The 24,156-nt window shown below is 68.7% G+C and carries 23 protein-coding genes; 13 read left to right on the top strand and 10 right to left on the bottom strand.

Going from position 1 to position 24,156, the window contains the following annotated elements; genetic code table 11:
- The first annotated feature begins 11 nt into the window (after positions 1-11).
- From AB4Z01_RS16765 to AB4Z01_RS16755, 3 genes are read left to right on the top strand one after another with little or no spacing between them, the layout of a single operon-like run.
- Complete coding sequence (locus AB4Z01_RS16765) at positions 12-1,634, top strand: ABC transporter substrate-binding protein (protein ID WP_441695586.1); 1,623 nt, start codon at positions 12-14, stop codon at positions 1,632-1,634.
- Positions 1,624-2,565, top strand: coding sequence for an acetamidase/formamidase family protein (locus tag AB4Z01_RS16760; protein WP_441695584.1), 942 nt, complete (start codon positions 1,624-1,626; stop codon positions 2,563-2,565). Before AB4Z01_RS16765 ends, AB4Z01_RS16760 begins: the two co-directional genes overlap by 11 nt.
- Positions 2,562-4,340, top strand: a complete 1,779-nt coding sequence (locus tag AB4Z01_RS16755; protein ID WP_441695582.1) for an ABC transporter ATP-binding protein — start codon at positions 2,562-2,564, stop codon at positions 4,338-4,340. Before AB4Z01_RS16760 ends, AB4Z01_RS16755 begins: the two co-directional genes overlap by 4 nt.
- A gap of 92 nt (positions 4,341-4,432) precedes the next feature.
- On the opposite strand, the gene AB4Z01_RS16750 is transcribed toward AB4Z01_RS16755, so the two are convergent.
- From AB4Z01_RS16750 to AB4Z01_RS16730, 5 genes are all read right to left on the bottom strand, one after another.
- On the bottom strand, positions 4,433-4,963 hold the full coding sequence (locus AB4Z01_RS16750; protein ID WP_441695580.1) for an REP-associated tyrosine transposase: 531 nt from the start codon (positions 4,961-4,963) through the stop codon (positions 4,433-4,435).
- A gap of 96 nt (positions 4,964-5,059) precedes the next feature.
- On the bottom strand, positions 5,060-6,649 hold the full coding sequence (locus AB4Z01_RS16745) for an ABC transporter substrate-binding protein (RefSeq protein ID WP_441695579.1): 1,590 nt from the start codon (positions 6,647-6,649) through the stop codon (positions 5,060-5,062).
- 92 nt (positions 6,650-6,741) lie between these two features.
- The gene (locus AB4Z01_RS16740) at positions 6,742-9,063 is read right to left on the bottom strand and encodes a glycoside hydrolase (protein ID WP_441695628.1); all 2,322 of its coding nucleotides are present in this window, start codon (positions 9,061-9,063) and stop codon (positions 6,742-6,744) included.
- 47 nt (positions 9,064-9,110) lie between these two features.
- A complete protein-coding gene (locus tag AB4Z01_RS16735; RefSeq protein WP_441695578.1) occupies positions 9,111-10,370 on the bottom strand; it encodes an FAD-dependent oxidoreductase in 1,260 nt (419 codons plus the stop codon).
- Positions 10,371-10,377: 7 nt separating this feature from the next.
- On the bottom strand, positions 10,378-11,256 hold the full coding sequence (locus AB4Z01_RS16730) for a polyphosphate kinase 2 family protein (RefSeq protein ID WP_441695577.1): 879 nt from the start codon (positions 11,254-11,256) through the stop codon (positions 10,378-10,380).
- A gap of 111 nt (positions 11,257-11,367) precedes the next feature.
- On the opposite strand from AB4Z01_RS16730, the gene AB4Z01_RS16725 reads away from it, so the two are divergent.
- From AB4Z01_RS16725 to minE, 6 genes are all read left to right on the top strand, one after another.
- Complete coding sequence (locus tag AB4Z01_RS16725; protein ID WP_441695575.1) at positions 11,368-11,952, top strand: histidine phosphatase family protein; 585 nt, start codon at positions 11,368-11,370, stop codon at positions 11,950-11,952.
- A gap of 77 nt (positions 11,953-12,029) precedes the next feature.
- On the top strand, positions 12,030-12,257 hold the full coding sequence (locus AB4Z01_RS16720) for a hypothetical protein (RefSeq protein WP_441695574.1): 228 nt from the start codon (positions 12,030-12,032) through the stop codon (positions 12,255-12,257).
- Between the two features lie 291 nt (positions 12,258-12,548).
- The gene (locus AB4Z01_RS16715; RefSeq protein WP_441695572.1) at positions 12,549-13,262 is read left to right on the top strand and encodes an RluA family pseudouridine synthase; all 714 of its coding nucleotides are present in this window, start codon (positions 12,549-12,551) and stop codon (positions 13,260-13,262) included.
- 293 nt (positions 13,263-13,555) lie between these two features.
- Complete coding sequence (minC, locus tag AB4Z01_RS16710) at positions 13,556-14,272, top strand: septum site-determining protein MinC (RefSeq protein WP_441695570.1); 717 nt, start codon at positions 13,556-13,558, stop codon at positions 14,270-14,272.
- 23 nt (positions 14,273-14,295) lie between these two features.
- Positions 14,296-15,111, top strand: a complete 816-nt coding sequence (gene minD, locus AB4Z01_RS16705) for a septum site-determining protein MinD (protein WP_429228729.1) — start codon at positions 14,296-14,298, stop codon at positions 15,109-15,111.
- Positions 15,108-15,386: a cell division topological specificity factor MinE gene (minE, locus tag AB4Z01_RS16700; RefSeq protein WP_441695568.1), complete on the top strand. Its 279-nt coding sequence runs from the start codon at positions 15,108-15,110 to the stop codon at positions 15,384-15,386. Before minD ends, minE begins: the two co-directional genes overlap by 4 nt.
- Positions 15,387-15,484: 98 nt before the next feature.
- Here minE and AB4Z01_RS16695 read toward each other — a convergent pair whose 3' ends face one another.
- A complete protein-coding gene (locus AB4Z01_RS16695) occupies positions 15,485-16,294 on the bottom strand; it encodes a class I SAM-dependent methyltransferase (RefSeq protein ID WP_441695566.1) in 810 nt (269 codons plus the stop codon).
- Positions 16,295-16,367: 73 nt separating this feature from the next.
- Positions 16,368-17,066, bottom strand: coding sequence for an iron-containing redox enzyme family protein (locus AB4Z01_RS16690; protein WP_441695564.1), 699 nt, complete (start codon positions 17,064-17,066; stop codon positions 16,368-16,370).
- Positions 17,067-17,253: 187 nt separating this feature from the next.
- Between AB4Z01_RS16690 and amaB the strand changes: the two genes are divergently transcribed.
- From amaB to AB4Z01_RS16670, 4 genes are all read left to right on the top strand, one after another.
- Positions 17,254-18,756 carry an L-piperidine-6-carboxylate dehydrogenase gene (amaB, locus tag AB4Z01_RS16685; protein ID WP_441695562.1) on the top strand — a complete coding sequence of 501 codons (1,503 nt, stop codon included), beginning with the start codon at positions 17,254-17,256 and terminating at the stop codon, positions 18,754-18,756.
- 138 nt (positions 18,757-18,894) lie between these two features.
- Positions 18,895-19,860, top strand: a complete 966-nt coding sequence (locus tag AB4Z01_RS16680) for an ABC transporter substrate-binding protein (RefSeq protein WP_441695560.1) — start codon at positions 18,895-18,897, stop codon at positions 19,858-19,860.
- A 205-nt stretch (positions 19,861-20,065) separates the two neighbouring features.
- Positions 20,066-20,986, top strand: a complete 921-nt coding sequence (locus AB4Z01_RS16675; protein ID WP_441695559.1) for an ABC transporter permease — start codon at positions 20,066-20,068, stop codon at positions 20,984-20,986.
- A 1-nt stretch (position 20,987) separates the two neighbouring features.
- Positions 20,988-21,782, top strand: coding sequence for an ABC transporter ATP-binding protein (locus AB4Z01_RS16670; RefSeq protein ID WP_441695557.1), 795 nt, complete (start codon positions 20,988-20,990; stop codon positions 21,780-21,782).
- 9 nt (positions 21,783-21,791) lie between these two features.
- Here AB4Z01_RS16670 and AB4Z01_RS16665 read toward each other — a convergent pair whose 3' ends face one another.
- From AB4Z01_RS16665 to infC, 3 genes are all read right to left on the bottom strand, one after another.
- A complete protein-coding gene (locus tag AB4Z01_RS16665; protein ID WP_441695556.1) occupies positions 21,792-22,565 on the bottom strand; it encodes an adenylate/guanylate cyclase domain-containing protein in 774 nt (257 codons plus the stop codon).
- Positions 22,566-22,660: 95 nt separating this feature from the next.
- Positions 22,661-23,566, bottom strand: coding sequence for a fructokinase (mak, locus tag AB4Z01_RS16660; protein WP_441695554.1), 906 nt, complete (start codon positions 23,564-23,566; stop codon positions 22,661-22,663).
- Between the two features lie 100 nt (positions 23,567-23,666).
- The gene (infC, locus tag AB4Z01_RS16655) at positions 23,667-24,155 is read right to left on the bottom strand and encodes a translation initiation factor IF-3 (protein ID WP_342234985.1); all 489 of its coding nucleotides are present in this window, start codon (positions 24,153-24,155) and stop codon (positions 23,667-23,669) included.
- Position 24,156: the final 1 nt, after the last annotated feature.

Genomic DNA, 24,156 nt, shown 5'->3' with positions numbered 1-24,156 from the left:
CAGGAGGTTTCATGCTGAGGTCCATGCTGCTTGCCGGCGCCGCGGCCCTGACGCTGGCCCTGGCGACGCCCGCCATGTCCCAGGACATCAAGCAGGGCGGCACCATGACGGTCACCTACAAGGACGACGTCACCACCCTCGACCCCGCCATCGGCTACGACTGGCAGAACTGGTCGATGATCAAGAGCCTGTTCGACGGGCTGATGGACTACAAGCCCGGCACCACCGAGCTGGTGCCGGACCTGGCCGAGAGCTTCGAGGTCTCGGCCGACGGCCTGACCTACACCTTCAAGCTGCGCCACGGGGTGAAGTTCCACAACGGCCGCGAGCTGAAGGCGGCCGACGTCAAATACTCGCTCGACCGCGTGGTGCAGCCGGAGACGCAGAGCCCCGGCGCCGGCTTCTTCGATTCGATCCAGGGCTTCGCCGACGTCTCCGGCGGCAAGGCCAAGGAGCTGAGCGGAGTCACCACGCCGGACGACTACACGGTGGTGTTCCATCTGACCCGGCCTGACGCGCCCTTCCTGCACAAGATGGCGCTGAACTTCTCGCATGTCGTACCCAAGGAAGAGGTGGAGAAGTACGGAGCTGACTTCGGCAAGCACCCGGTCGGCACCGGCGCCTTCAAGATGACCGAGTGGACGCTGGGCCAGCGCATCGTGTTCGAGCGCAACCCGGACTACTTCCAGAAGGGGCTGCCGCATCTCGACAAGATCGTGTTCGAGGTCGGGCAGGAGCCGGTGGTGGCGCTGCTGCGGCTGCAGCGCGGCGAGGTCGACATCGCCGGCGACGGCATCCCGCCGGCCAAGTTCCTCGAGGTGACCCAGGACCCGGCCTACAAGGACCTGATCATCCAGGGCAGTCAGCTGCACACCGGCTACATCACCATGAACGTCAAGGCCAAGCCCTTCGACGACGTGCGGGTGCGCCAGGCGGTCAACATGGCGATCAACAAGGACCGGATCATCCGCATCATCAACGGCCGCGCCAAGCCGGCGAACCAGCCGCTGCCGCCGTCGATGCCGGGCCATGCCGCCGACTACAAGGGCTATGCCTATGATGTCGAGGGCGCCAAGAAGCTGATGGCAGATGCCGGCCAGAGCTCCGGCTTCACCACCGACCTCTATGTCGCCAACACCGACCCGCAGCCGCGCATCGCCCAGGCGATCCAGCAGGATCTGGCCCAGATCGGCATCAAGGCCGAGATCAAGGCCCTGGCCCAGGCCAACGTCATCGCCGCCGGTGGCGACGAGAAGCAATCGACGATGATCTGGTCGGGCGGCATGGCCTGGATCGCCGACTTCCCGGACCCGTCCAACTTCTACGGCCCGATCCTGGGCTGCGGCGGCGCGGTGCCGGGCGGCTGGAACTGGTCCTGGTACTGCAACGCCGATCTCGACAAGCGTGCGGCCGAGGCGGATGCGATCGCCGACCCGGCCAAGGCGGCGGAGCGCGAGGCCAAGTGGCGCGACATCTTCCTCGACGTCATGAAGGACGCGCCCTGGGCCCCGGTATTCAACGAGCAGCGCTACACCATCCGCTCGGAGCGGATGGGCGGCGACGACGCCCTGTTCGTCGACCCGGTCCACATCCCGGTCAACTACGACAACGTGTACGCCAAAGATGCCCAGTAACCCCCACCACCACACCATCCACGGCGCGCACCACCATTTCGGCTGGAACCGGGACTTCAAGCCGGTGGCCACGGTGGCRCCGGGGACGACGCTGGAGTTCGACTGCCTGGACGCCGCGGGGGGTCAGCTCAGTGCCTCCAGCACGGTCGCCGACGTGGCCACGCTCGATTTCGGCAAGGTCAACCCGGTCACCGGGCCGATCCTGGTCGACGGGGCCGAGCCCGGCGACGCGCTGAAGATCACGCTGGACCACTACGCGCCCTCGGGCTTCGGCTGGACCGCCAACATCCCCGGCTTCGGGCTGCTGGCGGACCAGTTCAAGGACCCGGCGCTGCATCTCTGGCGCTATCAGGCCGACACGCCGGCCCTGTTCTCGACCCTGGCCAAGGTGCCGCTGAAGCCCTTCGCCGGCACCATCGGGGTGGCGCCGGCGGAGCCGGGGCTGCATTCGGTGGTGCCGCCGCGGCGGGTCGGCGGCAATCTCGACATCCGCGACCTGGCGGCCGGGGCAACGCTCTGGCTGCCGGTCGAGGTGGCGGGGGCGCTGTTCTCGATCGGCGACACCCATGCCGCCCAGGGCGACGGCGAGGTCTGCGGCACAGCCATCGAGAGCCCGATGAAGGTGACGCTGACGCTCGACCTGGTGAAGGGCGCCAATCTCAGGATGCCGCGCTTCAGCACGCCCGGGCCGGTGACGCGCCACCTCGACGCCAAGGGCTATGAGGTGACGACCGGGATCGGCCCCGACCTGATGGAAGGGGCGCGCATCGCTGTCGCCGAGATGGTCGAGTTGCTGTGCCGCACCCGCGGCATGGCGGCGGTCGACGCCTACATGCTGTGCTCGGTCTGCGGCGACCTCAGGATCAGCGAGATCGTCGACCAGCCGAACTGGGTGGTGTCGTTCTACTTCCCGCGCATCGTCTTCGAATGAGCGACGGAACGACGCCCCTGCTGAGCGTCCGCGGCCTGCGCACGCAGGTCGCGACGCCGGCGGGACCGAAGCTGGTGGTCGAGGATCTGAGCTTCGACCTGAACCCCGGCGAGACGCTGTGCATCGCCGGGGAATCGGGCAGCGGCAAGTCGATGACCTCGCTGTCGATCATGGGGCTGCTGCCGCAGCCCATGGCCCGGGTCGCCGGCGGCCAGGTGCTGCTGGAGGGCCGGGACCTGCTGGCCTTGCCCGAGCGGCAGATGCGGCGGGTGCGCGGCGGCGAGATCGCGATGATCTTCCAGGAGCCGATGACCAGCCTGAACCCGGTGATGTCGGTCGGCCGGCAGATCGCCGAGGCGATCCGCGCCCATCGCCGGGTCGACGGCGCCGGAGCCCGGCGGTTGGCCCTGGAGGCGCTGGAGGCGGTGCGCATCTCCGAGCCCGAGCGGCGGCTGCGGCAGCACCCGCACGAGCTGTCCGGCGGCATGCGGCAGCGGGTGATGATCGCCATGGCGCTGGCCTGCCGGCCCAAGCTGCTGATCGCCGACGAGCCGACCACCGCGCTGGACGTCACCATCCAGGCCCAGATCCTGGAGCTGATGCGCGACCTCCGGCGCCAGTTCGGCACCGCCCTGATCCTGATCACCCACGACATGGGCGTGGTGGCCGAGATGGCCGACCGGGTGGTGGTGATGAACCAGGGCAAGGTGGTGGAGAGCGGTCCGGTGGTCCCGCTGTTCGAGGCGCCGCGCCAGGACTACACAAGGGCGCTGCTGGCCGCCGTACCGAAGCTGGGGCAGTTGGCCGGCCGCGATCAGCCGTTGCGCGCCGACACCTCTTCCCCGGCCGTAGCAGATGAGCCGGTCGTGGCAGTGAATGACCTGACGGTTCGCTTCGACATCGCCGGCGGGCTGCTGCAGCGCACGGTCAAGCGCGTGCATGCGGTGGAGAGCCTGTCCTTCACCCTCGCCGCCGGCGAGACGCTGGCTCTGGTCGGCGAGAGCGGCTGCGGCAAGTCCACCACCGGCAAGGCGCTGATGGGGCTGGTGCCCTGGCGCGGCTCGATCCGCATCGCCGGGGCCGAGGCGGCCGGGCTGGGACCGGCCGCGCTGAAGCCGCTGCGCCGGAACATCCAGATGGTGTTCCAGGATCCCTACGCCTCGCTCGACCCGCGCATGACCGTGGGCGAGCTGGTGGCCGAACCGCTGGTGATCCACGGCCTGGCCAAGGGGGCTGAGCTGGCCGACCGGGTCGAATGGCTGTTCCGCCGCGTCGGTCTGGCGCCGGAGCTGCGCCACCGCCATCCGCATGAATTCTCCGGCGGCCAGCGCCAGCGCATTTGCATCGCCCGGGCGCTGAGCCTGTCGCCCAAGGCGATCGTCGCCGACGAATCCGTCTCCGCCCTCGATGTCTCGGTCCAGGCCCGGGTGCTGGACCTGCTGCACGAGCTGCAGGCCGATCTCGGTCTCGCCTATCTCTTCATCTCGCACGACATGGCGGTGGTGGAGCAGATCAGCCACCGGGTGGCGGTGATGTATCTCGGCCAGATCGTCGAGACCGGCACCCGCCGCCAGATCTTCGAGGACCCACGCCACCCCTACACCCGCAAGCTGATGCAGGCCGTGCCGATCGCCGACCCGCGCCGCCGCCGCGACCACTTCCAGCGCCTGTCCGGCGAGGTCCCGAGCCCGGTGCGGCCGGTCGACTACACGCCGGTGCTGGCCGACATGGCCGATGTCGGCGACGGGCATCTGGTGGCGCGGGAGGCGGCGTAGCCGGCTCTGACGATGTCGGGTTCGCTGTCGCGAGCCCAACCTACGTCGTATTGAACTGAGTAGGTTGGGTTCACGCAGTGAACCCAACACCTTTATTCCCGCCCAACAGTGTCCGGAATGTTGAGACCACTTCCCCATCTCGGTGGATACAGACCCAGCCGGACATACCGATGGAAGCTGGAGTGAGGCCAGTCGTAAACCTCAGTCACCAAGCCGTGTTTGACCGGATTGAAGTGCACGTAGTCCACATGGGCGGCGAAGTCATCTTCGTCTCGGACGAGATGCTCCCAGAAGCGGCGTTGCCAAATCGCCCGCTCGCCTTTGCGTTTCCGGGATGGCGACCGATTACCTTGCACGAATAGGGGCAGGCTCTGGGTGAAGCGCCGTTTAATCTCCCGCCACCGGAGTGAAAAGTCGCTATCGCCGTCCGGCAGGGTTAAGACCGCATGCAGATGATCCGGAAGAACGACGACCGCATCGATCTCGAAGGGATGGCGTCTGCGAGTGATGCGAAACGCATCCCGAAGCCGATCAATATGCGTCACTAAAATGGGCCGGCGCGCCTCGGTAACCAGCGTGAAGAAATAAGCGGCCCCGGGACGATACGTGCGGCGATAGTCCATTGCAGATGAACCACTGATGTTGGGTTCGCTTTCGCGAACCCAACCTACGTCTAAATATACAGTCGGGTTCACGCTGGTGAACCCGACTGCACTATCCTACTCCTTCTTCCCCTGCCAGAAGAAGTCGTTCTCCGTCCCTGGGCCCCAGATCAGGCCCTGGACATTCTTGCGCGCGGCGACCGCCTCGACCTGCTGGAACATGAAGGCGTAGGGCGCGGTCTCGCGGATCTTGCGCTGCAGGTCCCCGTACATCGCCTGGCGCTTGGCGGTGTCGGTCTCCAGCACCGCGGCCTCGGTCTCCTTGGTCAGCTCGGGGATGTCCCAGGCCGTGCGCCAGGCGGTCGTCTTCATCGGCGGGTTCTCGCCGTTGTCGACATTCATGCCGAAGTTCTGGGCGTTGGTGTGCGGATCCTGGTAGTCCGGGCCCCAGCGGCCGATCGCGGTCTGGTATTTGCGCGACCGGATCTTGCTGGTCTGCTGCTTGTCGTCCGAGGCGATGATCTGCAGCTCCACGCCCGCCTTGGCAAAGGTGGCCTGGATCGACTGCGCCATCTCCAGATAGGGCGACCCGTTCGGCACGTCGATGCTGATCTTGAAGCCGTCCGGATAGCCGCCCTGGGCCAGCAGCTGCTTGGCCTTGTCGACGTCGAGCTTGAACGGCATGTCGTCGAGGGCGCCGAGAAACCCCTTGGGCAGGAAGTTCTCATGCGGGATCGCGAGACCCTTCATGAAGCTGTCGGCCATGCCCTGGTAGTCGATCAGCGACTTCAGGGCCTGCCGCACCTCGACCTTCTTCAAGGGCTCGGTCTGGGTGTTCATCGACAGGTACCAAATGGTGCCGCGCGGCACCTCCTGCACCGTCACGTCCGGGTTCGACTTCAGCGATTCCAGCTGCTCGCCGGTCAGGCCGCGGGCGATATCGACATCGCCTTTCTGCAGCAGCAGCAGTTGGGAGGTCGGGTCCAGCACATGGCGGAAGAAGATGCGCTTGAAACCCGGCTTGCCCCGCCAATAGTCGTCGAACCGGTTCATCACCAAGCTCTCATTCGGCTTCCAGCCGCCGAGCTCATAGGGGCCGGAGCCGGCGGAGTGGGTGTTCAGCCACTCATGGCCGAAATCGCCGTTCTTGGCGTTCGCCTCCACGGTCTTCGAGTCGACCACGGAGGAAACGGTGGCGCTGAGACAGTTGAGCACGAAGCTGGGCGCGTAGGCCTTGTCGGTCTTGAACACCAGCGTCCGGGCATCCGGCGCCGTGACCATGGCGTCGACATTCTCCGCGGTCAGGCCGAACTGGCCGACGATGAAGGCGGGCGACAGGTTCAGCTTGATGGCGCGGCGGATCGAATAGGCCGCGTCCTCCGCCGTCAGCGGATCGCCGGAGTGGAACTTGACCCCGTCGCGGATCTTGAAGGTGTAGCTGGTGCCGTCATCGGCGACGGTCCAGCTTTCGGCGATGCCGGGCAGGAAGTTCGCCGGGTCCTGGGCGTTGTAATAGATCAGCCGGTCATAGACCTGGTTGACGTATTCGGTGGTCGAGAACTCGAACACCTCGGCCGGGTCGAGCGTGATGATGTCGTCGATGCGGTAAGCCTGGACCAGCGTGTCCTTCGGCGTCTCGGCCCGGGCCGGCAAGGCCGCGCAACCGAGCAGGATCGCGGCGATGGCGCCGCGAAGGATTGTTCTCATTTGGATGCACCCCCTGTTTGCTGGGCAGGGCGATGGTAGGCCCGCCCCGCGGCGCCGACTAGGCGGATTCGCTCATGATTTTGCGCATCCGCCTATTTCTTCAGGGAGCGGAAGAGGGCGCCGGCCTCGACCACCTGCGGCCCCTGCCCCGGCGCAGCGATGCGGGCCGACTGCGCCGGCAGCGTCGTGCCGTCGGGCAGTGATCGCGGTTTGGTGTCGAAGTTCACGGTGACTGTCGTGCCGTCGCCGAACGCAGAGCGCTGCAGCAGCCGGTCGAGAGACAGCACGGCGAAATCGGTCATCGGTTGGGTGAAGACTCGTTCGTGCAGCGGCCGGAACACCCGGTCAGTGGCGACGACCGCCGGCAGGTCGCGGTCCAGCACCGCGGCGTTCAGGTGGTAGAGCGGTGGCACCGCATACAGCAGCTGCAGCAGCGCCGTAGTCTCGCGCTGGTCCGAGAATTTGAGCGAGCCGTATTCCCAGTGATGGGTGGTCACGACGCTGTCATGCAGCGCGATCTCGTAGAGCGGCAGGCGGAAGCGCGGATCGAACGCGACGCGCGCGATCTCCGGCTTCAGCTTGACCGTACTGAAGTACAACGACGGCGTCTCCGGCGGCCAGTAGTTGCCGCGGTAGTAAGGCGAGGCCTTGTCCTTCATCTCCGGCGCCATCCAGGCGAAGGGCTGGGTGGTGATGCCATGGGCGAAGGCGATCTGCGGCGCGAACAGGGCGGAGCCGCCCTCGCTGCCGACGACGAGGCCGAGCGACGCCGCATAGGCCAGCCGGCGGCGGCGCGCCTCGGCATCCTGCGCCGCGCTGGTCTCGCGGCCCGGCGCGTAATCGTCGAACACCAGGCCGGTGGCATCGACATCGAGGAACAGGCTGTCGAGGCCGGCCGCCTTGGCCACCGCTGCGATCCGCTGCCGGGCATAAGGCTCCGCCGCCATCGCGCTGGCATAGACGCCGCGGCCGCTGAAGCCCGTGACGATCCTGCCGTTCCTGTCGACATAGCCGGCGGCGGCGAGATCGCCGCCCATCTGCGCCGTCGGCCACGTCTCCGGCAGGTCCGGCGGATGGGCGCTGCCATAGCTGTCATAGGCGCCGACCAGATAACCGGCGGCCTTGGCGGCAGTCACAGCCTCGGGATGCCACAGCGCGTCGCGCCAATCCTCGACGCCGAGCCAGGCGCGGGTCAGCCCCGCCTGCTGCAGCGCCGCAACGGTGTCGAGCGACATCCCGCCACCCCAGCGCTCGGGCGGCGCCAACAGCGGGCCGAAGGCCTCGGTCAGGGCCGCCCGCAGGGGGCCGCCGGCCCAGGCCGCCTCCGCCGCCGGATCGTGCCCGCCCGGCAGCGGATCGACCGGCGCCATCGGCACGGCTTGGCGCAAAGCATCGTTGACCGCCCCGGTCAGAGTCGTCCGGCTGTAGGCCGAGACGAAGCCGCCGCTGCCGGCCACATCCTTGAATGCACCCTCGAAGGCTTGGCGGCCCTCCGCATCGAAGACCTGCCACAGCCGACCGGCGAGATGGCCGGGATCGTCCTTCTTCTGCTGGACCAGCCGGACGAAGGCGCGCCACTGCAACACATCCTCCGGCTTCAGCGGGCCTTTGCCCCAAAGGTAGATGTGCGGGGCGCCGCCGAGCCGGGCGACATCCGGCAAGGCCACAATCTTATCCGTCAGCGAGAGAAATGCACCGCTGGCCTGCAGCCAGGCGCGATAGGTCTTCGCCCCGGCCAGCGGGTCGGCCGGTCCCGGCACGATGCGGACGACATAGGGCGAGCCCGACGCCAGGCGGGTGAAATCGTGCGCCAGTACCGGTCGCGGCCGGCCGGCCTCTTCGGCGACGGCGAAGGTGGTGTTGAACGGCGTTTCGACCAGCCAGGTGATCGAGTGGTCGGCGCGCAGCTCGGTCCAGAATGGCATCGACAACTGCTCGGCCAAGCCGGCCGGCTCATAACGCCGGGTCAGCCAGTCAAGCCAGGCGGGGTCGTCGGCCGGGATGTAGCTGCCTTCGCCGAAGGGCATGGCATAGGCGGTGATCGCGGCCGGGTCGGCGGTCTGCGGCCAGGCCAGGGTCGCCGGCCGGTCGGAGCGGATCGACAGGCGCAGCGCCCCGTCCTGCACGCCGGCCTCGACCGTGAAGGCGTCGTCACCCGAGACCAGGCGCCAGCCGGCGTCGGTCCGGTCCGTCACCTGTCCCGCGTCCATGGCCGGGGCGGCCAGCACCGCCTCGCCCTCGCCGGCGGGGCGGAACGACACCGCCAGCGTCGCCGGATCGATCCGGAACGTCCCTGCCGGAGCCGCGAGGACAAACGCGTCGGCCGCCAGGGCGACACCGGGCAGGATGCCCAGCAGCATCGTGGCCATGGCGATTGCCACCCGCGGCACAACGCCGATCATCCATTCAACCATACTCACCTGTTATATCAGAAATATGGAACATCAGATTGATAAATATATTATCTTACTGCAGGAACACGATCAGAAATCGGGTCCGCCGCTCCCGCCAGGGCGACCGGCGTCACGGCGGCGAAGGGACCGGTTGAGAGGCCGGCGAAGGTCTGTATCATCCGGCGCTTCAGCCAGGGCAGTCGCGTCGACGGGTGGAAGGTCAGGTCGCGGAAGGTCCCGATCCAGCGTCGGTCGGACTGGAAGGCCGGGGTCAGCAGCGCGCTCATGCGCTGGTAGAAGCGGATGTGCTGCCGGCGCCGCGCGGCATAGGCGGCCAGGGCGGCAGGGATGTCCGGCGCGGCCGCCAGTGCATCGGCCAGGGCGGCGCCGTCCAGCATCGCCATGGTCACCCCGGCGCCGAGCTGCGGGCTGGTCGAATGGGCGGCGTCGCCGATGAAGGCGATGCGGTCGCCGAAGGGCTGGCGCAGCGTCGCCTGGGCGTAGCGGGCGAGCGTCAGCTGGCCGGGGTCGGTGATGCCGGCGATCACTGGCTCGATCTCGGGCCAGAGGTCGAGAACCCGGCGCCGCCACGCCCCGATGCCCGCCGCCAGCAGAGCCGGGTGCTCCGCCACCCTGAGGCTCCAGAACAGGATGGCGCGCGGCACGTCGTCGCCCGGCATCCGCCCGACCGGCAGCAGGCCGAGCATCTCGCGCGCCGAACGGAAGCGCTGCTCCAGCCGGTCCAGCCGCAGCCCCGCAGCCGGTACGGTCGCCCACACCGCGCCATAGGCGTAGGGACGCGGCCGGACGGGGGCGCGGGCGAGCGGACGCAATGCCGAGCCGCTGCCCGTCGCGTCGACCACCAGGTCGACCGCCGACAGGCGGCGGCCGGCGGCGGTGACCGGCACGGGCCGGCCCTCCGCATCGGCGGCCAGCGCGGCGATCTCGACCCCGGTCTCGACCGGGATGCGGCGCGCGGCGGCCGCCTGCCACAGCACCTCGAAGATCGCGGCGCGGTGGATCGCCAGGCCGTGCAGGGCCGGATCGACCGCGGCGTAGCTGAGGTCGAACACCACCTGGCCCGAGGGCTCGGAGCGGCCGTACAGCCCGTCGATCCGCTGGCCGTAGGCCAAGGCTGCATCGAGCGCGCCGATCCGGCCCAGTGCGGCGAGGCCGGCGGGCTGCAGCATCAGCCCGGCGCCGATCGGCCGCGGCTCGGCGAAGCGCTCGAGCAGCCGCACCCGGTGCTCGGCATCATGCAGGAAGCAGGCGGCGGCCAGACCGGCCGGGCCGCAGCCGCAGACGGCGATCGACAGCGGGCCGGTCACGACCGGGCTATTCGTTTTCCAGCGACGCGCGGGCGGCTTGCAGCTTCTCGCTGATCCCGGGGTCGACCTTCGGATAGGCGAGGTCAAGCCCTGCCATGGCATCGACGATCGCGGCGGCGACGGCGAGCCGGGTGAACCATTTGTTGTCGGCCGGAATGACGTGCCAGGGCGCGTGCGGCGCGGCGGTCGCCCGGATCATCTCCTCATAGGCCTTCATGTAGTCGGGCCAGAGCTGCCGCTCGGCCACATCGGCGGGCTGGAACTTCCAGTGCTTCTCCGGCTCGTTCAGCCGGTCGAGGAAGCGCTTCTTCTGCTCCTCGCGCGAGACGTTGAGGAAGAACTTGAGGACAAGCGTGCCGTTGCGGGCCAGGTAGCGTTCGAAGGCGCCGATATCCTCGAACCGCTCCTTCCAGATCTTCTTGGTCACCAGCTTCGGCGGCAGGCGCTGGCTGCCCAGTACGCCGGAATGGACCCGGACCACCAGCACCTCCTCGTAGTAGGAGCGGTTGAAGATGCCGATCCGCCCGCGTTCCGGCAGGTGGCGGGTGGTGCGCCACATGAAGTCATGGTCCAGCTCCTCCGCCGAGGGCTGCTTGAAGGCGGTGACCTGGCAGCCCTGCGGGTTGATCCCCGACATGACGTGCTTGATGGTGCTGTCCTTGCCCGCCGCGTCCATCGCCTGGAAGATCAGCAGCACCGACCAGTGGTCCTGGGCGTACAGCATGTCCTGCATCTCCGCCAGCTTGGCGACGCTTTCGGCCAGCGCCTCCTCGGCCACGATCTTGTCATCCAGCCAGGCGGTGTCGGCCGGGTCCCAGTCCTTCAGGCGGAAGCCGTCGCCATCCTCGATCCGGTACCGCTTCGCCAGCTTGCCCAGCCTGACCATCTCACCCCTCCCCGATCGAGGCGCCTCGCGCCGATGCACGACGATCGATGCAGGAATTTCGTCGGTCTGGCAAATCGGAGATGATGCCGCGCCTTCCGCAGCGAGGACCGCATGGCCCGGCACGTCCATTTCATCACTCATCCCGACGTGCTGATCGACCCGACAGTGCCGGTGCCGGACTGGCCTCTGTCGGAGCGCGGCCGCGAGCGCATGCGGGCGGTGCTGGACCAGCCCTGGACCGCGGGGCTGCGCAGCCTGTTCTGCAGCACCGAGCGCAAGGCGCGGGACGGCGCCGCCATACTGGCCGAGGCGCTAGGCCTCTCGATCACCGAGCTGGAAGAGCTCGGCGAAAACGACCGTTCCTCAACCGGTTACCTGCCGAAGCTCGAGTTCGAGACTGTGGCCGATGCCTTCTTCGCCCGGCCGCAGGAGAGCGTGCACGGCTGGGAGCGAGCGGCCGATGCCCAGCACCGCATCGTCGCCGCCATCGACGAGGTCCTGCGCCGGGCGCCGGCCGAAGGCGACATCGCCATCGTCTCGCATGGCGGGGTCGGGGCGCTGCTGCTGTGCCATCTGCAGGGCCGGCCGATCAGCCGCACGGCCGACCAGCCCGCCGGCCAGGGCGGTCACCACTACGCCTTCACGGCGGAGGATCGTCGGCTGCTGCATGGGTGGCGCAGCATCGACCGGCCGTAGCCGGGCGCGACGGAACCCGGCAGCCGCCGCGTGAAGTGTTCATGCCAGTCAGGCATGACTTCGCACACAGGCTTCAAATGATTTCGAAGTTCACCCGCACTGTCCTGCTCGCAACCGCCGTGATCGTCGCCGTGCCGGCGACTTTCGCGTCGGCCCAGGCCGCGCCCTACGACAATCATGGGCGCCGGGAGACGCTGCAGCACCGCCAGCATGCCGCCTGCGGCCATATCCATTCTCGCCACGCGCGCAACAGCTGCGAGGCCCGCGTGGCGCATGACTGGCGGCGGGATCGCCATCACCACTGACCGCTGACCTGAACCGGAGAAAGCTTCCGCCACCTGCGTGGCGGAAGCTTTGTATTTCAACGATATCAATTATATATCTATTGAACTTAAAGTGCTTCCTTGGTTCAACCCAAGCCGCTGTCGAGACCTTTCCAGAATCCCCAATCCGTCATCCCCGCGAAAGCGGGGATCTCGTAACGCTTTGACCGGAAAGAGATTCCCGCGTTCGCGGGAATGACGGCAAAGGGATGATTGCTGTTCTGAAAAGGTCCCGATGTTGCCTTCGGGCCGCGCCGGTGCGATGACGCCGGCATGATCGCCGTCCCGACCCCAGCATTGACCGACGCCGAGATCCTGGCCCGCCTGCTGTACCGTGACGGGCTGATGCTGATCCTCGACAAGCCGGCCGGGCTGCCGGTGCATGCCGGGCCGAAGGGCGGGCCGGTGCTGGACCACCATCTCGACGCGCTGCGCTTCGGCCTGCCGCACCCGCCCGCCCTCGCCCACCGCCTCGACAAGGACACCAGCGGCTGCCTGGTGCTGGGCCGGCACCGCAAGGCCACGGCGACGCTGGGCCAGTTGTTCGCCTCCGGCCGGGTGGCGAAGACCTATTGGGCCGTGGTCGAGGGCGGCCCGATCGAGAACGAGGGGCGCATCGACCTGCCGCTGGCCAAGCGGTCGGCGCAGCGCGGCTGGTGGATGAAGGTCGATCCCGCCGGCCAGCCGGCGCACAGCGAGTTCCGCGTGCTCGGCCGCGATGGCGGCCTCGCCTGGCTGGAGCTGCGGCCGCTGACCGGGCGCACCCATCAGCTGCGGTTGCACTGCTCGGCCTCCGGCTTCCCGATCCTGGGCGATGCGATCTACGGCACCGCCGGCCGTGGCCCGGAGGCCCCGCCGCTGCATCTGCACGCCCGCGCCGTGTCGGTGCCGTTGTACCCGCAGAAGCCGCCGGTCACTGCCGAGGCGCCGCCGCCACCACATCTCGCCGAGACCCTGCGCCGCTTCGACGCCGGCACGGCCGCCTGACCCTCCGCTGCGATTGCGGCCAACACATCGCCCGCTGCTTCCGAGTCGCCCGGCGCTCCCGCTGACTTGCTGCGTCCCGAGGATCTCCGCGCCGAGACTCGGCGAGGCGACTCGGCCGTGGCCAAGGCGGTGAAAGCTTTGCAGACTGGGCGGGATGGACAGGACCACGACACAACACATGGCGGCTCGGGCCGCTGGGAACCACAACCTGTTGCATATCCGGATCGAACCGGGTTGAATGGTCGCGAACCCCTTTGTTGACGGCCGGATCGCGCCCGGCTACGCCCCTGACCGTGACAACAGCAGCCCGCACCACCCGCCCCGCCATCCGCTTCCGTGGTCGCTCCTTCATGGCGCTCGTCCTGGCGCCGGAGCCGCCGATCACGGACTGGCTCACCGAGCTCGACGCCCAGATCCAGCGCTCGCCGGCCTTCTTCCAGGGCCGGCCGGTGGTGGTCGACCTGTCGGCCCTGCCGATGCGCAAGCAGGATCTGGCGGCGCTGATCGATGACCTGCAGCAACGCGACATCCGCCTGATCGGGATCGAGGGCGCCGACCCGGCCTGGCTCGGCTCCGAGGCCTGGGGCCTGCCGCCGCTGATGACCGGCAGCCGCCCCGCCGGGATGATCGAGGTGCCGGACGGCGCCCAGGCCGCGGCGCCGTCCACCGAGGCGCGGCCCGCCGCCTCGCTGCTGCTGGACCGGCCGGTGCGCTCCGGCCAGTCGGTGATCTTCCCGGAGGGCGACGTCACGGTCGTCGGATCGGTCGCCTCGGGCGCCGAGATCATCGCCGGCGGGTCGATCCATGTGTACGGCACGCTGCGCGGCCGGGCGATCGCGGGATCCACCGGCAACGGCGGGGCCCGGATCTTCTGCCACAGGCTCGAGGCCGAGTTGCTGGCCATCGACGGTCTGTACAAGACCGCGGACGACATGGAGCCGAAGCTGCGCGGCAGGGCGGTGCAGGCTTGGCTCGACGGCGACGCCATGGTTCTGGCAGCCCTGGACTGAGACAAAAGAGGAGAGCGGCAAGTATGGCCAAGGTCTTGGTCGTGACATCCGGAAAAGGCGGCGTCGGCAAGACGACCTCCACCGCGGCGCTGGGCGCGGCCTTGGCCCAGAGCGGGCAGAATGTCGTCGTCGTCGACTTCGATGTCGGCCTGCGCAACCTTGACCTGGTGATGGGGTCGGAGCGGCGGGTCGTGTTCGACCTGATCAACGTGGTCCAGGGCGACGCCAAGCTGTCGCAGGCGCTGATCCGCGACAAGCGGATCGACACCCTGTCGCTGCTGGCGGCATCACAGACCCGTGACAAGGACGCCCTGACCATGGAGGGCGTGTCGCGCGTCGTCGCCGAGCTGAAGGAGAAGTTCGACTGGGTGATCTGCGACAGCCCGGCCGGCATCGAGAAGGGCGCGGTTCTGGCCATGCGTCACGCCGACATGGCGGTGGTGGTGACCAACCCCGAGGTCTCCTCGGTCCGTGACTCCGACAGGATCATCGGCCTGCTCGATTCCAAGACCGAGCGCGCGGAGAAGGGCGAGCGGGTCGAGAAGCACCTGCTGCTGACCCGCTATGACCCGGCGCGGGCCGAGCGCGGCGAGATGCTGAAGACCGAGGACGTGCTGGAGATCCTGTCGATCCCGCTGCTCGGCATCATCCCGGAGAGCGAGGAGGTGCTGCGGGCCTCGAACATGGGCGCGCCGGTGACCCTCAACGCCCCGTTGAGCGCCCCGGCCCGGGCCTATGCCGACGCGGCGAAGCGCCTGCGGGGCGAGATCCTGGAGATGACGGTCCCGAGCGACAAGAAGGGGATCTTCGCCAAGCTCTTCGGCCGGAGGGTCGCATGAGCCTGTTCAGCTTCTTCACCAAGCGCAACTCCGCCCCGGTGGCGCGGGAGCGGCTGCAGATCCTGCTGGCGCATGAGCGGTCGGTGATCGGCGGCCGGYCCGACCTGGTGGCGATCCTGCAGGAGGAGATCCTGGCGGTGATCGCCAAGCACATCGCGATCGACCGCGAAAAGGTGCAGGTCAAGCTCGACCGCGGCAATTCCGTGTCGACGCTCGAGGTCGACATCGAGATCCCGACCCCGGAGGGCCCCGCCCGGATCGCCGCGCGGGGCTGAGCGAAGCCGGTCTCACCCAGAAGGGGCGATGCGGAAGGCCCCGGTGAGACGCCGCTCCGGTCCCGGCTCAGCCGACCGGACTCCTACCCAAAGCAGCTTCAGCTCTTCACCGCCTCGATGGTGAGGCTGAGCGGCAGGGTCGGCCGGTCCGCCGGCATCCGCCACAGCCCGTCCGTCCCCGGCACCAGACACGGCCACATCTGCCAGGCGGCGGCGTCATGCTCGCGCAGGGCCGTCAGCCGCAGCCCTGCCGCCAGCAGCGCACCGACGATGGCGCCGAGCGGATGGTCCCATTCGACCGAGCGGGTGTGGGTGAAGACGGCGTCGCGGTCGGCGTAGCTGCCCTGCACTTCGAACTCGATCGGCGCGTCGCGGAAATAGGCGTAGCTCGGCACGAGGGGTGCGTCGGCGCTAGCTTGGTCCAGCGCCCGCGCCACCGGATGGCCGTCGAGGAAATAGAGCCGCCCGCCGGGCTTCATCAGCGCCGCGACCACCTGTGCCCAGCGGACGATGTCGGGCAGCCAGATGATCGTGCCCCAGCTGGTGAAGACCAGGTCGTACAGGCTCTCGCCGAGCAGGCGCGGCGCATCGTAGACGTCGCCCTCAACGAAATCGGCGCTGCTGCCGGTCTCGGCCGCCAGGGCACGGGCTGCGGCGACGGCGTTGGCGGAGAAGTCGAGGCCGGTGACCTGTGCGCCACGTCGCGCCAGGTACATCGTGTCCATGCCGAAATGGCACTGCAGATGGGCCACGCGCAGCCCGGCGATATCGCCGATCTCCGCCGCCTCGATCGGCCCCAGATCGGTCTCGCCGCGCCGAAAACCGTCGACATTGTAGAAGGCGGAACGGAGATGCACCGCCACCCGCTCGTCCCAGTTCGCCCGGTTGGCGGCAATGCCCTCGTGCATCGGTTTCTCCCCTCGCCCGCTCTCCGTCGGCCGCGACGTCTACCGAAGGGTGTAGCGATCCGACGACCGCCTGTCAGCCCGCCGTCCGGCGCGCCGGCATTGCCGACATGCCGTCGACGGCGCGGAGCATGCCGGCATAGAGCGTCCGTGTCACCCGGGCCGAGGTCAGCACCGCGTCAATCTCCGCCGGATCGTCGAGCGCCGGCAGGGCTGCAGCCAGCGTCCGGACATGGCCCTCCCGCGCTTCGACACGGTTGCGCAGGAAGCTGAGCGCGCGGCGGATGCCGGCGATCCGCGCCGTCCGCAGCAGGCCGTCGACCGCCGTCCCGGCGCAGGTGGCGGCGAGGTATTCGAGCAGATAGGCGATACCCAGGAAGCCGGCCGGATGATCGCTGCGGGCGAGGAACCGGCACCAGGCGATGCAGGCCTCGGTCGGCGGCGTCGGCACCGAGGTGACCACATCCGCCCGGCTGAAGCCGAGTGCCTCGAGATCGTCCAGCACCCGAAGATCCAGCCCCGCCACGTCCCTCGCCTTCTCCTGCAGCAGCAGCGCCAGCGGCATGTGCCGGCCGTGGTCCAACATCCGCTCCGCCGCCAGAGCCAGGGCCGGCTGCAGCGCATGCTGGTAGTGATAGGCCTCGCGCAGGGTATTGGCATAGGTCGCGATGCCGGCCGAACCGTCGAGCAGGCTGCGGGCGCTGCGGATCTGCCGCACCGCCACGACCATGGCCACAGCTTCGGCATGAAGCACATCGAAGAATGTCGCGCCCATTCCGCACCACCATTTTCAGGATACGAACAAATCGTAAACACCATTTTATTCGGAAGGCAATACTATTTTTGGTGGTGCAGCCAGCCAGCCCCACCCGTCGCCACTGCGCTTGCCCCGCGAACCGCGCAACGATACGAATGCCGCCCATCAGCGCCTTCGGCGCTCAAGTTCTCCGGAGTTGTGTTTCATGGAGCTGAACGATCTGATCCGCGGCCTCGGGCTGGACCCCGACGCCCTGGCCGGCGGCACGCTGGTCGTCCGGTCGCCGGTCGACGGCGCCGAGATCGCCCGCCTGCACGAGAATACCGAAGCCGATGCCGATGCCGCGATCGAGCGCGCGTCCAACGCCTTCCTGAACTGGCGCACCGTGCCGGGCCCGCGCCGCGGCGAGCTGGTGCGCCTGCTCGGCGAGGAGCTGCGCGCCCACAAGACCGAGCTGGGCCGCCTGGTCTCGGTCGAGGCCGGCAAGATCCTCCAGGAGGGCCTCGGCGAGGTCCAGGAGATGATCGACATCTGCGACTTCGCCGTCGGCCTCTCGCGCCAGCTCTACGGCCTGACCATCGCGTCGGAGCGGCCGGGCCACCGCATGGCCGAGACTTGGCATCCGCTAGGCCCGGTCGGGGTGATCTCGGCCTTCAACTTCCCGGTCGCGGTGTGGTCCTGGAACGCCGCGCTGGCGCTGGTCTGCGGCAACCCCGTGATCTGGAAGCCGTCGGAGAAGACCCCGGTCACGGCTCTGGCCACCATGGCGATCTTCCGCAAGGCGGCCGAGCGCTTCGGCGGCGTGCCGGACGGCTTGGCCGAGATCCTGATCGGCGGCCGCGAGATCGGCGAAAAGCTGGTCGACAGCCCGAAGGTGCCGCTGATCTCGGCCACCGGGTCGACCCGGATGGGCCGCGAGGTCGGGCCGCGCGTCGCCCAGCGCCTCGGCCGCTCCCTGCTCGAGCTCGGCGGCAACAACGCCATGATCGTCTGCCCGTCGGCCGATCTGGACATGGCGGTGCGCGCCATCCTGTTCGGCGCCGTCGGCACCGCCGGCCAGCGCTGCACCAGCCTGCGCCGGCTGTTCGTTCATGACAGCGTCTACGACAAGCTGGTCCCGGCCCTGAAGCAGGCCTATGGCGCCGTGCGCATCGGCAGCCCGCTGGAGCAGGGCACGCTGGTCGGGCCGCTGGTCGACAAGGCTGCCTTCGACGGCATGCAGAAGGCGCTGACGGCAGCCCGCGACCAGGGCGGCACCGTCACCGGCGGCGCTCAGGTCACGTCCGGCGTGCCGCAGGGCGGCTACTATGTCAGCCCGGCGATCGCCGAGATGCCGGCGCAGAGCGACATCGTCAAGCACGAGACCTTCGCGCCGATCCTCTACGTCATGAAGTACCGGGAGTTCGGCCAGGCGCTGATGCTACACAACGACGTGCCGCAGGGCCTGTCCTCCTGCATCTTCACCACCGATATGCGCGAGGCCGAGACCTTCCTGTCGGCGGCGGGCAGCGATTGCGGCATCGCCAATGTCAACATCGGGACCTCGGGCGCCGAGATCGGCGGCGCCTTCGGCGGCGAGAAGGAGACCGGCGGCGGGCGCGAGAGCGGCTCGGATTCCTGGAAGGCCTATATGCGCCGGCAGACAGCGACGGTGAATTACAGCCGCGAGCTGCCGTTGGCTCAAGGCATCGTCTTCGACCTGGGCTGAGACCGGGGGCTCAGCCGGCCAAAACTCCGACAAAACGCAGGCGGACGGCGGTTCCTTGACGGGTCCCCGGCCGCCTGCGCTAATGCGCAACAGACGCCCGGCGACGTCAGCCGGGGCACCAAACACGGGGGGATGTTCATGCATATCAGCCGTTTGGCATTGGCGGCGGGCGCGGCGCTGGCGCTTTTGTCCTCGGTGGCCGTCGCCGCCGACAAGGTTACGGTCGCCGTCACCCAGATCGTCGAGCATCCGGCGCTCGACGCCGCCCGCGACGGGGTGAAGAAGGCGCTGGAGGAGGCCGGGTACAAGGACGGCGACAACCTCGTCTTCCAATGGGAATCGGCGCAGGGCAACCCGGCCACCGCGGCCCAGATCGCCCAGAAGTTCGTCGGCGAGAACCCGAATGTGATCGTGCCGATCGCCACCCCATCGGCGCAGGCCGTGGTCGCGGCGACCCAGGATATTCCGGTGGTGTTCACCGCGGTCACCGACCCCGCGGGCGCCCAGCTGGTGAAGAACCTGGACCATCCCGGCGGCAACGTCACCGGCATCTCCGACCTGTCGCCGCTGGCCGATCACCTGAACCTGATCAAGGAAATCGTGCCGAAGGTGAAGACCATCGGCGTGCCCTACAATCCGGGCGAGGCCAATTCGGCGGCGCTGATCTCCGCGCTGCAGGAGATGGCGCCGGAGTGGAAGGTCGAGATCATCACCGCCGCGGCCTCCAAATCGGCTGACGTCCAGGGCGCGGCGCAGAGCCTGGTCGGCAAGGTCGACGTGATCTATGTCCCAACCGACAACACGGTCGTCTCGGCGCTCGAGGCGGTGATCCAGGTCGGCACCGAGAACAAGATCCCGGTGTTCTCCGGCGACACCGACAGCGTGACCCGCGGCGCCATCGCCTCGGTCGGCTTCGACTATTTCGAGGTCGGCCGCCAGACCGGCGCGGTCGTGGTCCGGGTGCTGAAGGGCGAGAAGCCGGGCGACATCGCGGTCAAGAACGCCAGCGGCACCGACCTGTTCGTGAACACGAAGTCGGCCGCGGCGATGGGCGTCACCGTCCCCGAGGCGGTGCTGAGCCGCGCCAAGAAGGTGATCAAGTAAAATCCACTCGTAGGTTGGGTTCGCGCGAGCGAACCCAACGTGGCGTCTGCAGTCGCGCTGGCGAGATGTTGGTTCGCCAGGGCGGACCCACCTACGCGCTCGCGCCCCGATGCGACTGTACGGAGATGACAGCTCCGGCCACAGCCCGTATATCGGGGCCTTCTCGTTTCCGCGGTCGCCGGCGGCCGCTCCGCAGGACGTGTTGATGAGTCTGTTCGCCTTTCTCGGCGCGATCGAAATCGGGCTGATCTTTGCCCTCGTCGCGCTCGGGGTGTTCCTGTCCTTCCGGGTGCTGAACTTTCCCGACCTGACCGTCGACGGCAGCTTTCCGCTCGGCGCCGCCACCACTGCCACCCTGATCGTCGCCGGCCTCGACCCGGTGTCGGCCACGCTGGTCGGGGTTGCGGCGGGCGCCCTGGCCGGCCTTGTCACCGCCTGGCTCCACGTCCGCTTCGGCATCCTGCATCTGCTGGCCAGCATCCTGACCATGATCGCGCTGTGGTCGATCAACCTGCGGATCATGGGCAAGCCGAACGTCGCGCTGATCAATCAGGACACGGTGATCGGCCTGTTCGCCTGGCTGTCGCCGATGATCGAAGCGGCCGGCCTGCCGGCGCGGGCGAGCCTGAAGGTGGTGGTGCTGGCGATCATCGTGCTGGTCGTAGGCCTGGCCCTCGGCCGCTTCCTGACCTCGGAGTTCGGCCTGGCCATGCGCGCCACCGGCGCCAATCCCCGGATGGCGCGGGCGCAGGGCATTTCGACCAAGCTGCACATCTATGTCGGCATGGCGCTGTCGAACGCGCTGGTGGCGCTGGCCGGCGCCCTGTTCGCCCAGACCGCCGGCTTCGCCGACGTCACCGTCGGCACCGGCACCATCGTCAACGGCCTGGCCGCGGTGATCCTGGGTGAGACCATCTTCCGCACCCGCTCGATCGTGCTGATGCTGCTGGCCTGCGTGATCGGCGCCGTCCTGTACCGCACCGCCATCGCACTGGCGCTGAACACCAGCTGGCTCGGGCTGCAATCCTCGGACCTGAACCTGGTGACCGCCGTCCTGGTCGGCGTCGCGCTGATGCTGCCGGGCGTCCGCAACCCCTTGAAGACCCTGTTCCGGCGGAGCGCCTGAGATGATTCGAGTCCAGGACGTTCACGTCACCTTCGGCCGCGGCACGCCGCTCGAGAACAAGGCCCTGCGCGGCCTCGACCTGACCATCCCGAGCGGCGAGTTCGTCACCGTCATCGGCTCGAACGGCGCCGGCAAGTCGACCCTGCTGAACGTGCTGAGCGGCGATGCCGTGGCGGAGCGCGGCCGGGTCGAGATCGACGGCATCGACGTCACCCGCTGGCCGGCGCCGAAGCGGGCCGGCTTGGTCGCCCGGGTGTTCCAGGACCCGATGGCCGGCACCTGCGAGGCCTTGTCGATCGAGGAGAACATGGCCCTGGCCCATGCCCGCGGCCGCGCCCGCGGCCTCGCCGCCTCGCTCGACGGGCCGCGCCGCGCGGTGTTCCGCGACAAGCTGGCGGTGCTGGGGCTGGGGCTGGAGAACCGCCTGGGCGATTCCATGGGCCTGTTGTCCGGCGGCCAGCGCCAGGCGGTCAGCCTGCTGATGGCGACGCTGGCCGGCATGAAGATCCTGCTGCTGGACGAGCACACCGCGGCGCTCGATCCGCGCACCGCGGATTTCGTGCTGCGTCTGACCTGCCAGATCATCGAGGAGCAGAAGCTGACGGCGCTGATGGTGACCCATTCGATGCGCCACGCCCTGGACCATGGCAGCCGCACGGTGATGCTGCATGAGGGCCGGGTCGCCTTCGACGTCGCCAATGACGACCGCAGCGGCCTGGATGTGCCGGACCTGCTGAAGCTGTTCAGCAAGGTCCGCGGCGGGCAGCTCGACGACGACGCCCTGCTGCTGGCCTGAGCCCGACCGCTACTTGCTGCCGGCGTCGAGCGGCCGGCCCCAGAGCAGGTGGCGGATCACCGGCAGCAGCACGGCGACGCCGAGGCCGAGCGCCGGCCACTGCACCCAGATGTCGTAGGGGCTGGTCATCAGGTTGATAACCAGCAGCACGGCGACGACGACGAGCGCGCCGAGGAACCGGCGGCGCAGCCGGCCGAAGACCGCGTGCCCTGGGTGGGCGGCCGCAACAGGCGGGACCCGCTGCTCCGCCCACGGTACCTCCGGCCCGATCCGCAGGGCATAGACCCGCACCGGATCGGCGATGTTCTTCATCGCGCGCGGACCGAGATCGGCGAAGCCGGTCTCGATCTTGCTGCGCACCTGCTCGTAGACCGCGCCGGACAGGCAGATGCCGCCCGGCACCGCCACCTCCTGCAGCCGCGCCGCGACATTGACGCCATCGCCCAGCAGGTCGTCGCCGCTGACCACGACATCGCCGAGATTGACACCGATGCGCAGGCGCATGCGGTCGTCCTCGGGCTGGACCTCGGCCCAATCGTCGAGCCTGTCCTGGGCCGTGATCGCGGCCTGCACCGCGGCCAGGGCGCTGGGGAACTCGGCCAGCATCCCGTCGCCCGCCAGGTTGAAGATGCGGCCGCCCTGCCCTTCGATCGCATTCCGCAGGATGCCGCGAGCCTGGTCGAGCCGGGCCAGCGTGCCGGTCTCGTCGCGCCCCACCAGTCGCGAATAGCCGACCACATCGGCACAGAGGATGGCGGTCAGGCGGCGTTCCGGTTGGGACATGCGGTGGCCTCACGGCGAGTCAGGGGCGCGGATCATACCTCAGCGGCCGCCAGATCGCGAGACCAGGGAACGTTAAGAGAACAAGGAGTGTGACTTCAGTCGGTCTCGCCCTGCCGCCACAGCCAGGCGGCGCCGCGGACGCCGCTGCTGTCGCCGTGCCTGGCCTTCAGGATCGGCGTGGCGCACTCCCGGCCGAACACGATCGGCGGCAGGCGGCGCGGCACCTCGTCATACAGGCGCGCGACATTCGACATGCCGCCGCCGAGCACGATGGCATCGGGGTCGAGCAGGTTGACGACATGGGCCAGGCCGCGGGTCAGCCGGCTGATGTAGCGCTCCAGCGTGGCCGAGGCGTCCGGATCGCCGGCCTCGGCCCTGGACACCACCTCATGGGTCGAGATCTCCTGCCCGGTGACCCGGACATGGTCCTTGCCGAAGCCGGTGCCAGAGATCCAGGTCTCCAGGCAGCCCTGCTTGCCGCAGTAGCAGTCGGGGCCCGGCAGCTCCTCGGGCGTGGCCCAGGGCAGCTGGTTGTGGCCCCATTCGCCGCCCAGGCCGTTGCCGCCGCGATGGGCACGGCCGTTGACGGCGATACCGGCGCCGGTGCCGGTGCCGATGATCACGGCAAAGACCACGCCCTTGCCGGCCGCGGCGCCGTCGGTCGCCTCCGACACCGCCAGGCAGTTGGCGTCGTTCTCGCAGCGCACCTCGCGGCCGAGGGCGGCGCTGAGGTCCTTGTCGAAGGGCTTGCCGATCAGCCAGGTGGAGTTGGCGTTCTTGACCAGGCCGGTCTGCGGCGACAGCACGCCGGGCATGCCGACGCCGACCGTGCCGCGCTCGCCCACAGTGGACTCGACCGCGCCGACGAGGTCGCGGATCGCCTGGACCGTGCCCTCGTAAAGGCGCGGCGTCGGGATGCGCTGGCGGTGCAGCTCCGTCCCGGCATCGTCCAAGGCGATCGCCTCGATCTTCGTGCCTCCGAGATCGACGCCGATCCGCATACCCGCCTCCGCCCGTCTGCAAGCCCAAAGGCCGTCAAGCCACGAAAACAGCCCCGCATCCGGGGCTGCAGGTCTACACCGGCACCATGTGCGCCCGCGGCTACTTCGCCGCGAGCACCATGATCATCTGCCGGCCTTCCATCTTCGGCATCTGCTCGACCTTCGACAGGTCCTGCAGCTCGTCGCGCACCTTGACCAGCACGTTCATGCCGATTTCCTGGTGCGCCAACTCTCGCCCACGGAAGCGCATGGTCACCTTGACCTTGTCGCCCTCCTCGAGGAAGCGCCGCGCGCTGCGCATCTTCACGTTATAGTCATTGTCGTCGATGTTCGGGCGGAGTTTGATCTCCTTGACATCGATGACCTTTTGCCGTTTCCGCGCCTCGTTCTTCTTCTTCTGCGCTTCGAATTTGAACTTGCCGTAATCGAGAATCTTGCAGACCGGCGGCTCGGCATTCGGCGAAATTTCGACGAGGTCCAGCCCGGCCTGCTCGGCGGCCCAGAGAGCCTCGCGCAGGGGCACGACCCCGATCATCTCGCCATCCGCACCGACCAGCCGCACCTGCGCCGAGTCGATCTCGCGGTTCACC

The sequence above is a fragment of the Inquilinus sp. YAF38 genome (assembly GCF_052113205.1).
Taxonomy (GTDB): Bacteria; Pseudomonadota; Alphaproteobacteria; order DSM-16000; family Inquilinaceae; genus Inquilinus.
The sequence above is the reverse complement of the archived record's forward strand: the minus strand, read 5'-3'. Positions and strand labels throughout refer to the sequence as shown.

Coding starts and splice junctions, on each gene's coding strand:
- AB4Z01_RS16665 (WP_441695556.1), bottom strand. CDS start 22,565: ATGTCCCAACCGGAACGCCGCCTGACCGCCATCCTCTGTGCCGATGTG.
- AB4Z01_RS16730 (WP_441695577.1), bottom strand. CDS start 11,256: ATGGTCAGGCTGGGCAAGCTGGCGAAGCGGTACCGGATCGAGGATGGC.
- AB4Z01_RS16745 (WP_441695579.1), bottom strand. CDS start 6,649: ATGAGAACAATCCTTCGCGGCGCCATCGCCGCGATCCTGCTCGGTTGC.
- minD (WP_429228729.1), top strand. CDS start 14,296: ATGGCCAAGGTCTTGGTCGTGACATCCGGAAAAGGCGGCGTCGGCAAG.
- AB4Z01_RS16670 (WP_441695557.1), top strand. CDS start 20,988: ATGATTCGAGTCCAGGACGTTCACGTCACCTTCGGCCGCGGCACGCCG.
- AB4Z01_RS16725 (WP_441695575.1), top strand. CDS start 11,368: ATGGCCCGGCACGTCCATTTCATCACTCATCCCGACGTGCTGATCGAC.
- AB4Z01_RS16695 (WP_441695566.1), bottom strand. CDS start 16,294: ATGCACGAGGGCATTGCCGCCAACCGGGCGAACTGGGACGAGCGGGTG.
- AB4Z01_RS16680 (WP_441695560.1), top strand. CDS start 18,895: ATGCATATCAGCCGTTTGGCATTGGCGGCGGGCGCGGCGCTGGCGCTT.
- AB4Z01_RS16690 (WP_441695564.1), bottom strand. CDS start 17,066: ATGGGCGCGACATTCTTCGATGTGCTTCATGCCGAAGCTGTGGCCATG.
- AB4Z01_RS16720 (WP_441695574.1), top strand. CDS start 12,030: ATGATTTCGAAGTTCACCCGCACTGTCCTGCTCGCAACCGCCGTGATC.
- amaB (WP_441695562.1), top strand. CDS start 17,254: ATGGAGCTGAACGATCTGATCCGCGGCCTCGGGCTGGACCCCGACGCC.
- AB4Z01_RS16750 (WP_441695580.1), bottom strand. CDS start 4,963: ATGGACTATCGCCGCACGTATCGTCCCGGGGCCGCTTATTTCTTCACG.
- AB4Z01_RS16715 (WP_441695572.1), top strand. CDS start 12,549: ATGATCGCCGTCCCGACCCCAGCATTGACCGACGCCGAGATCCTGGCC.
- AB4Z01_RS16755 (WP_441695582.1), top strand. CDS start 2,562: ATGAGCGACGGAACGACGCCCCTGCTGAGCGTCCGCGGCCTGCGCACG.
- AB4Z01_RS16740 (WP_441695628.1), bottom strand. CDS start 9,063: ATGGTTGAATGGATGATCGGCGTTGTGCCGCGGGTGGCAATCGCCATG.
- AB4Z01_RS16765 (WP_441695586.1), top strand. CDS start 12: ATGCTGAGGTCCATGCTGCTTGCCGGCGCCGCGGCCCTGACGCTGGCC.
- mak (WP_441695554.1), bottom strand. CDS start 23,566: ATGCGGATCGGCGTCGATCTCGGAGGCACGAAGATCGAGGCGATCGCC.
- AB4Z01_RS16675 (WP_441695559.1), top strand. CDS start 20,066: ATGAGTCTGTTCGCCTTTCTCGGCGCGATCGAAATCGGGCTGATCTTT.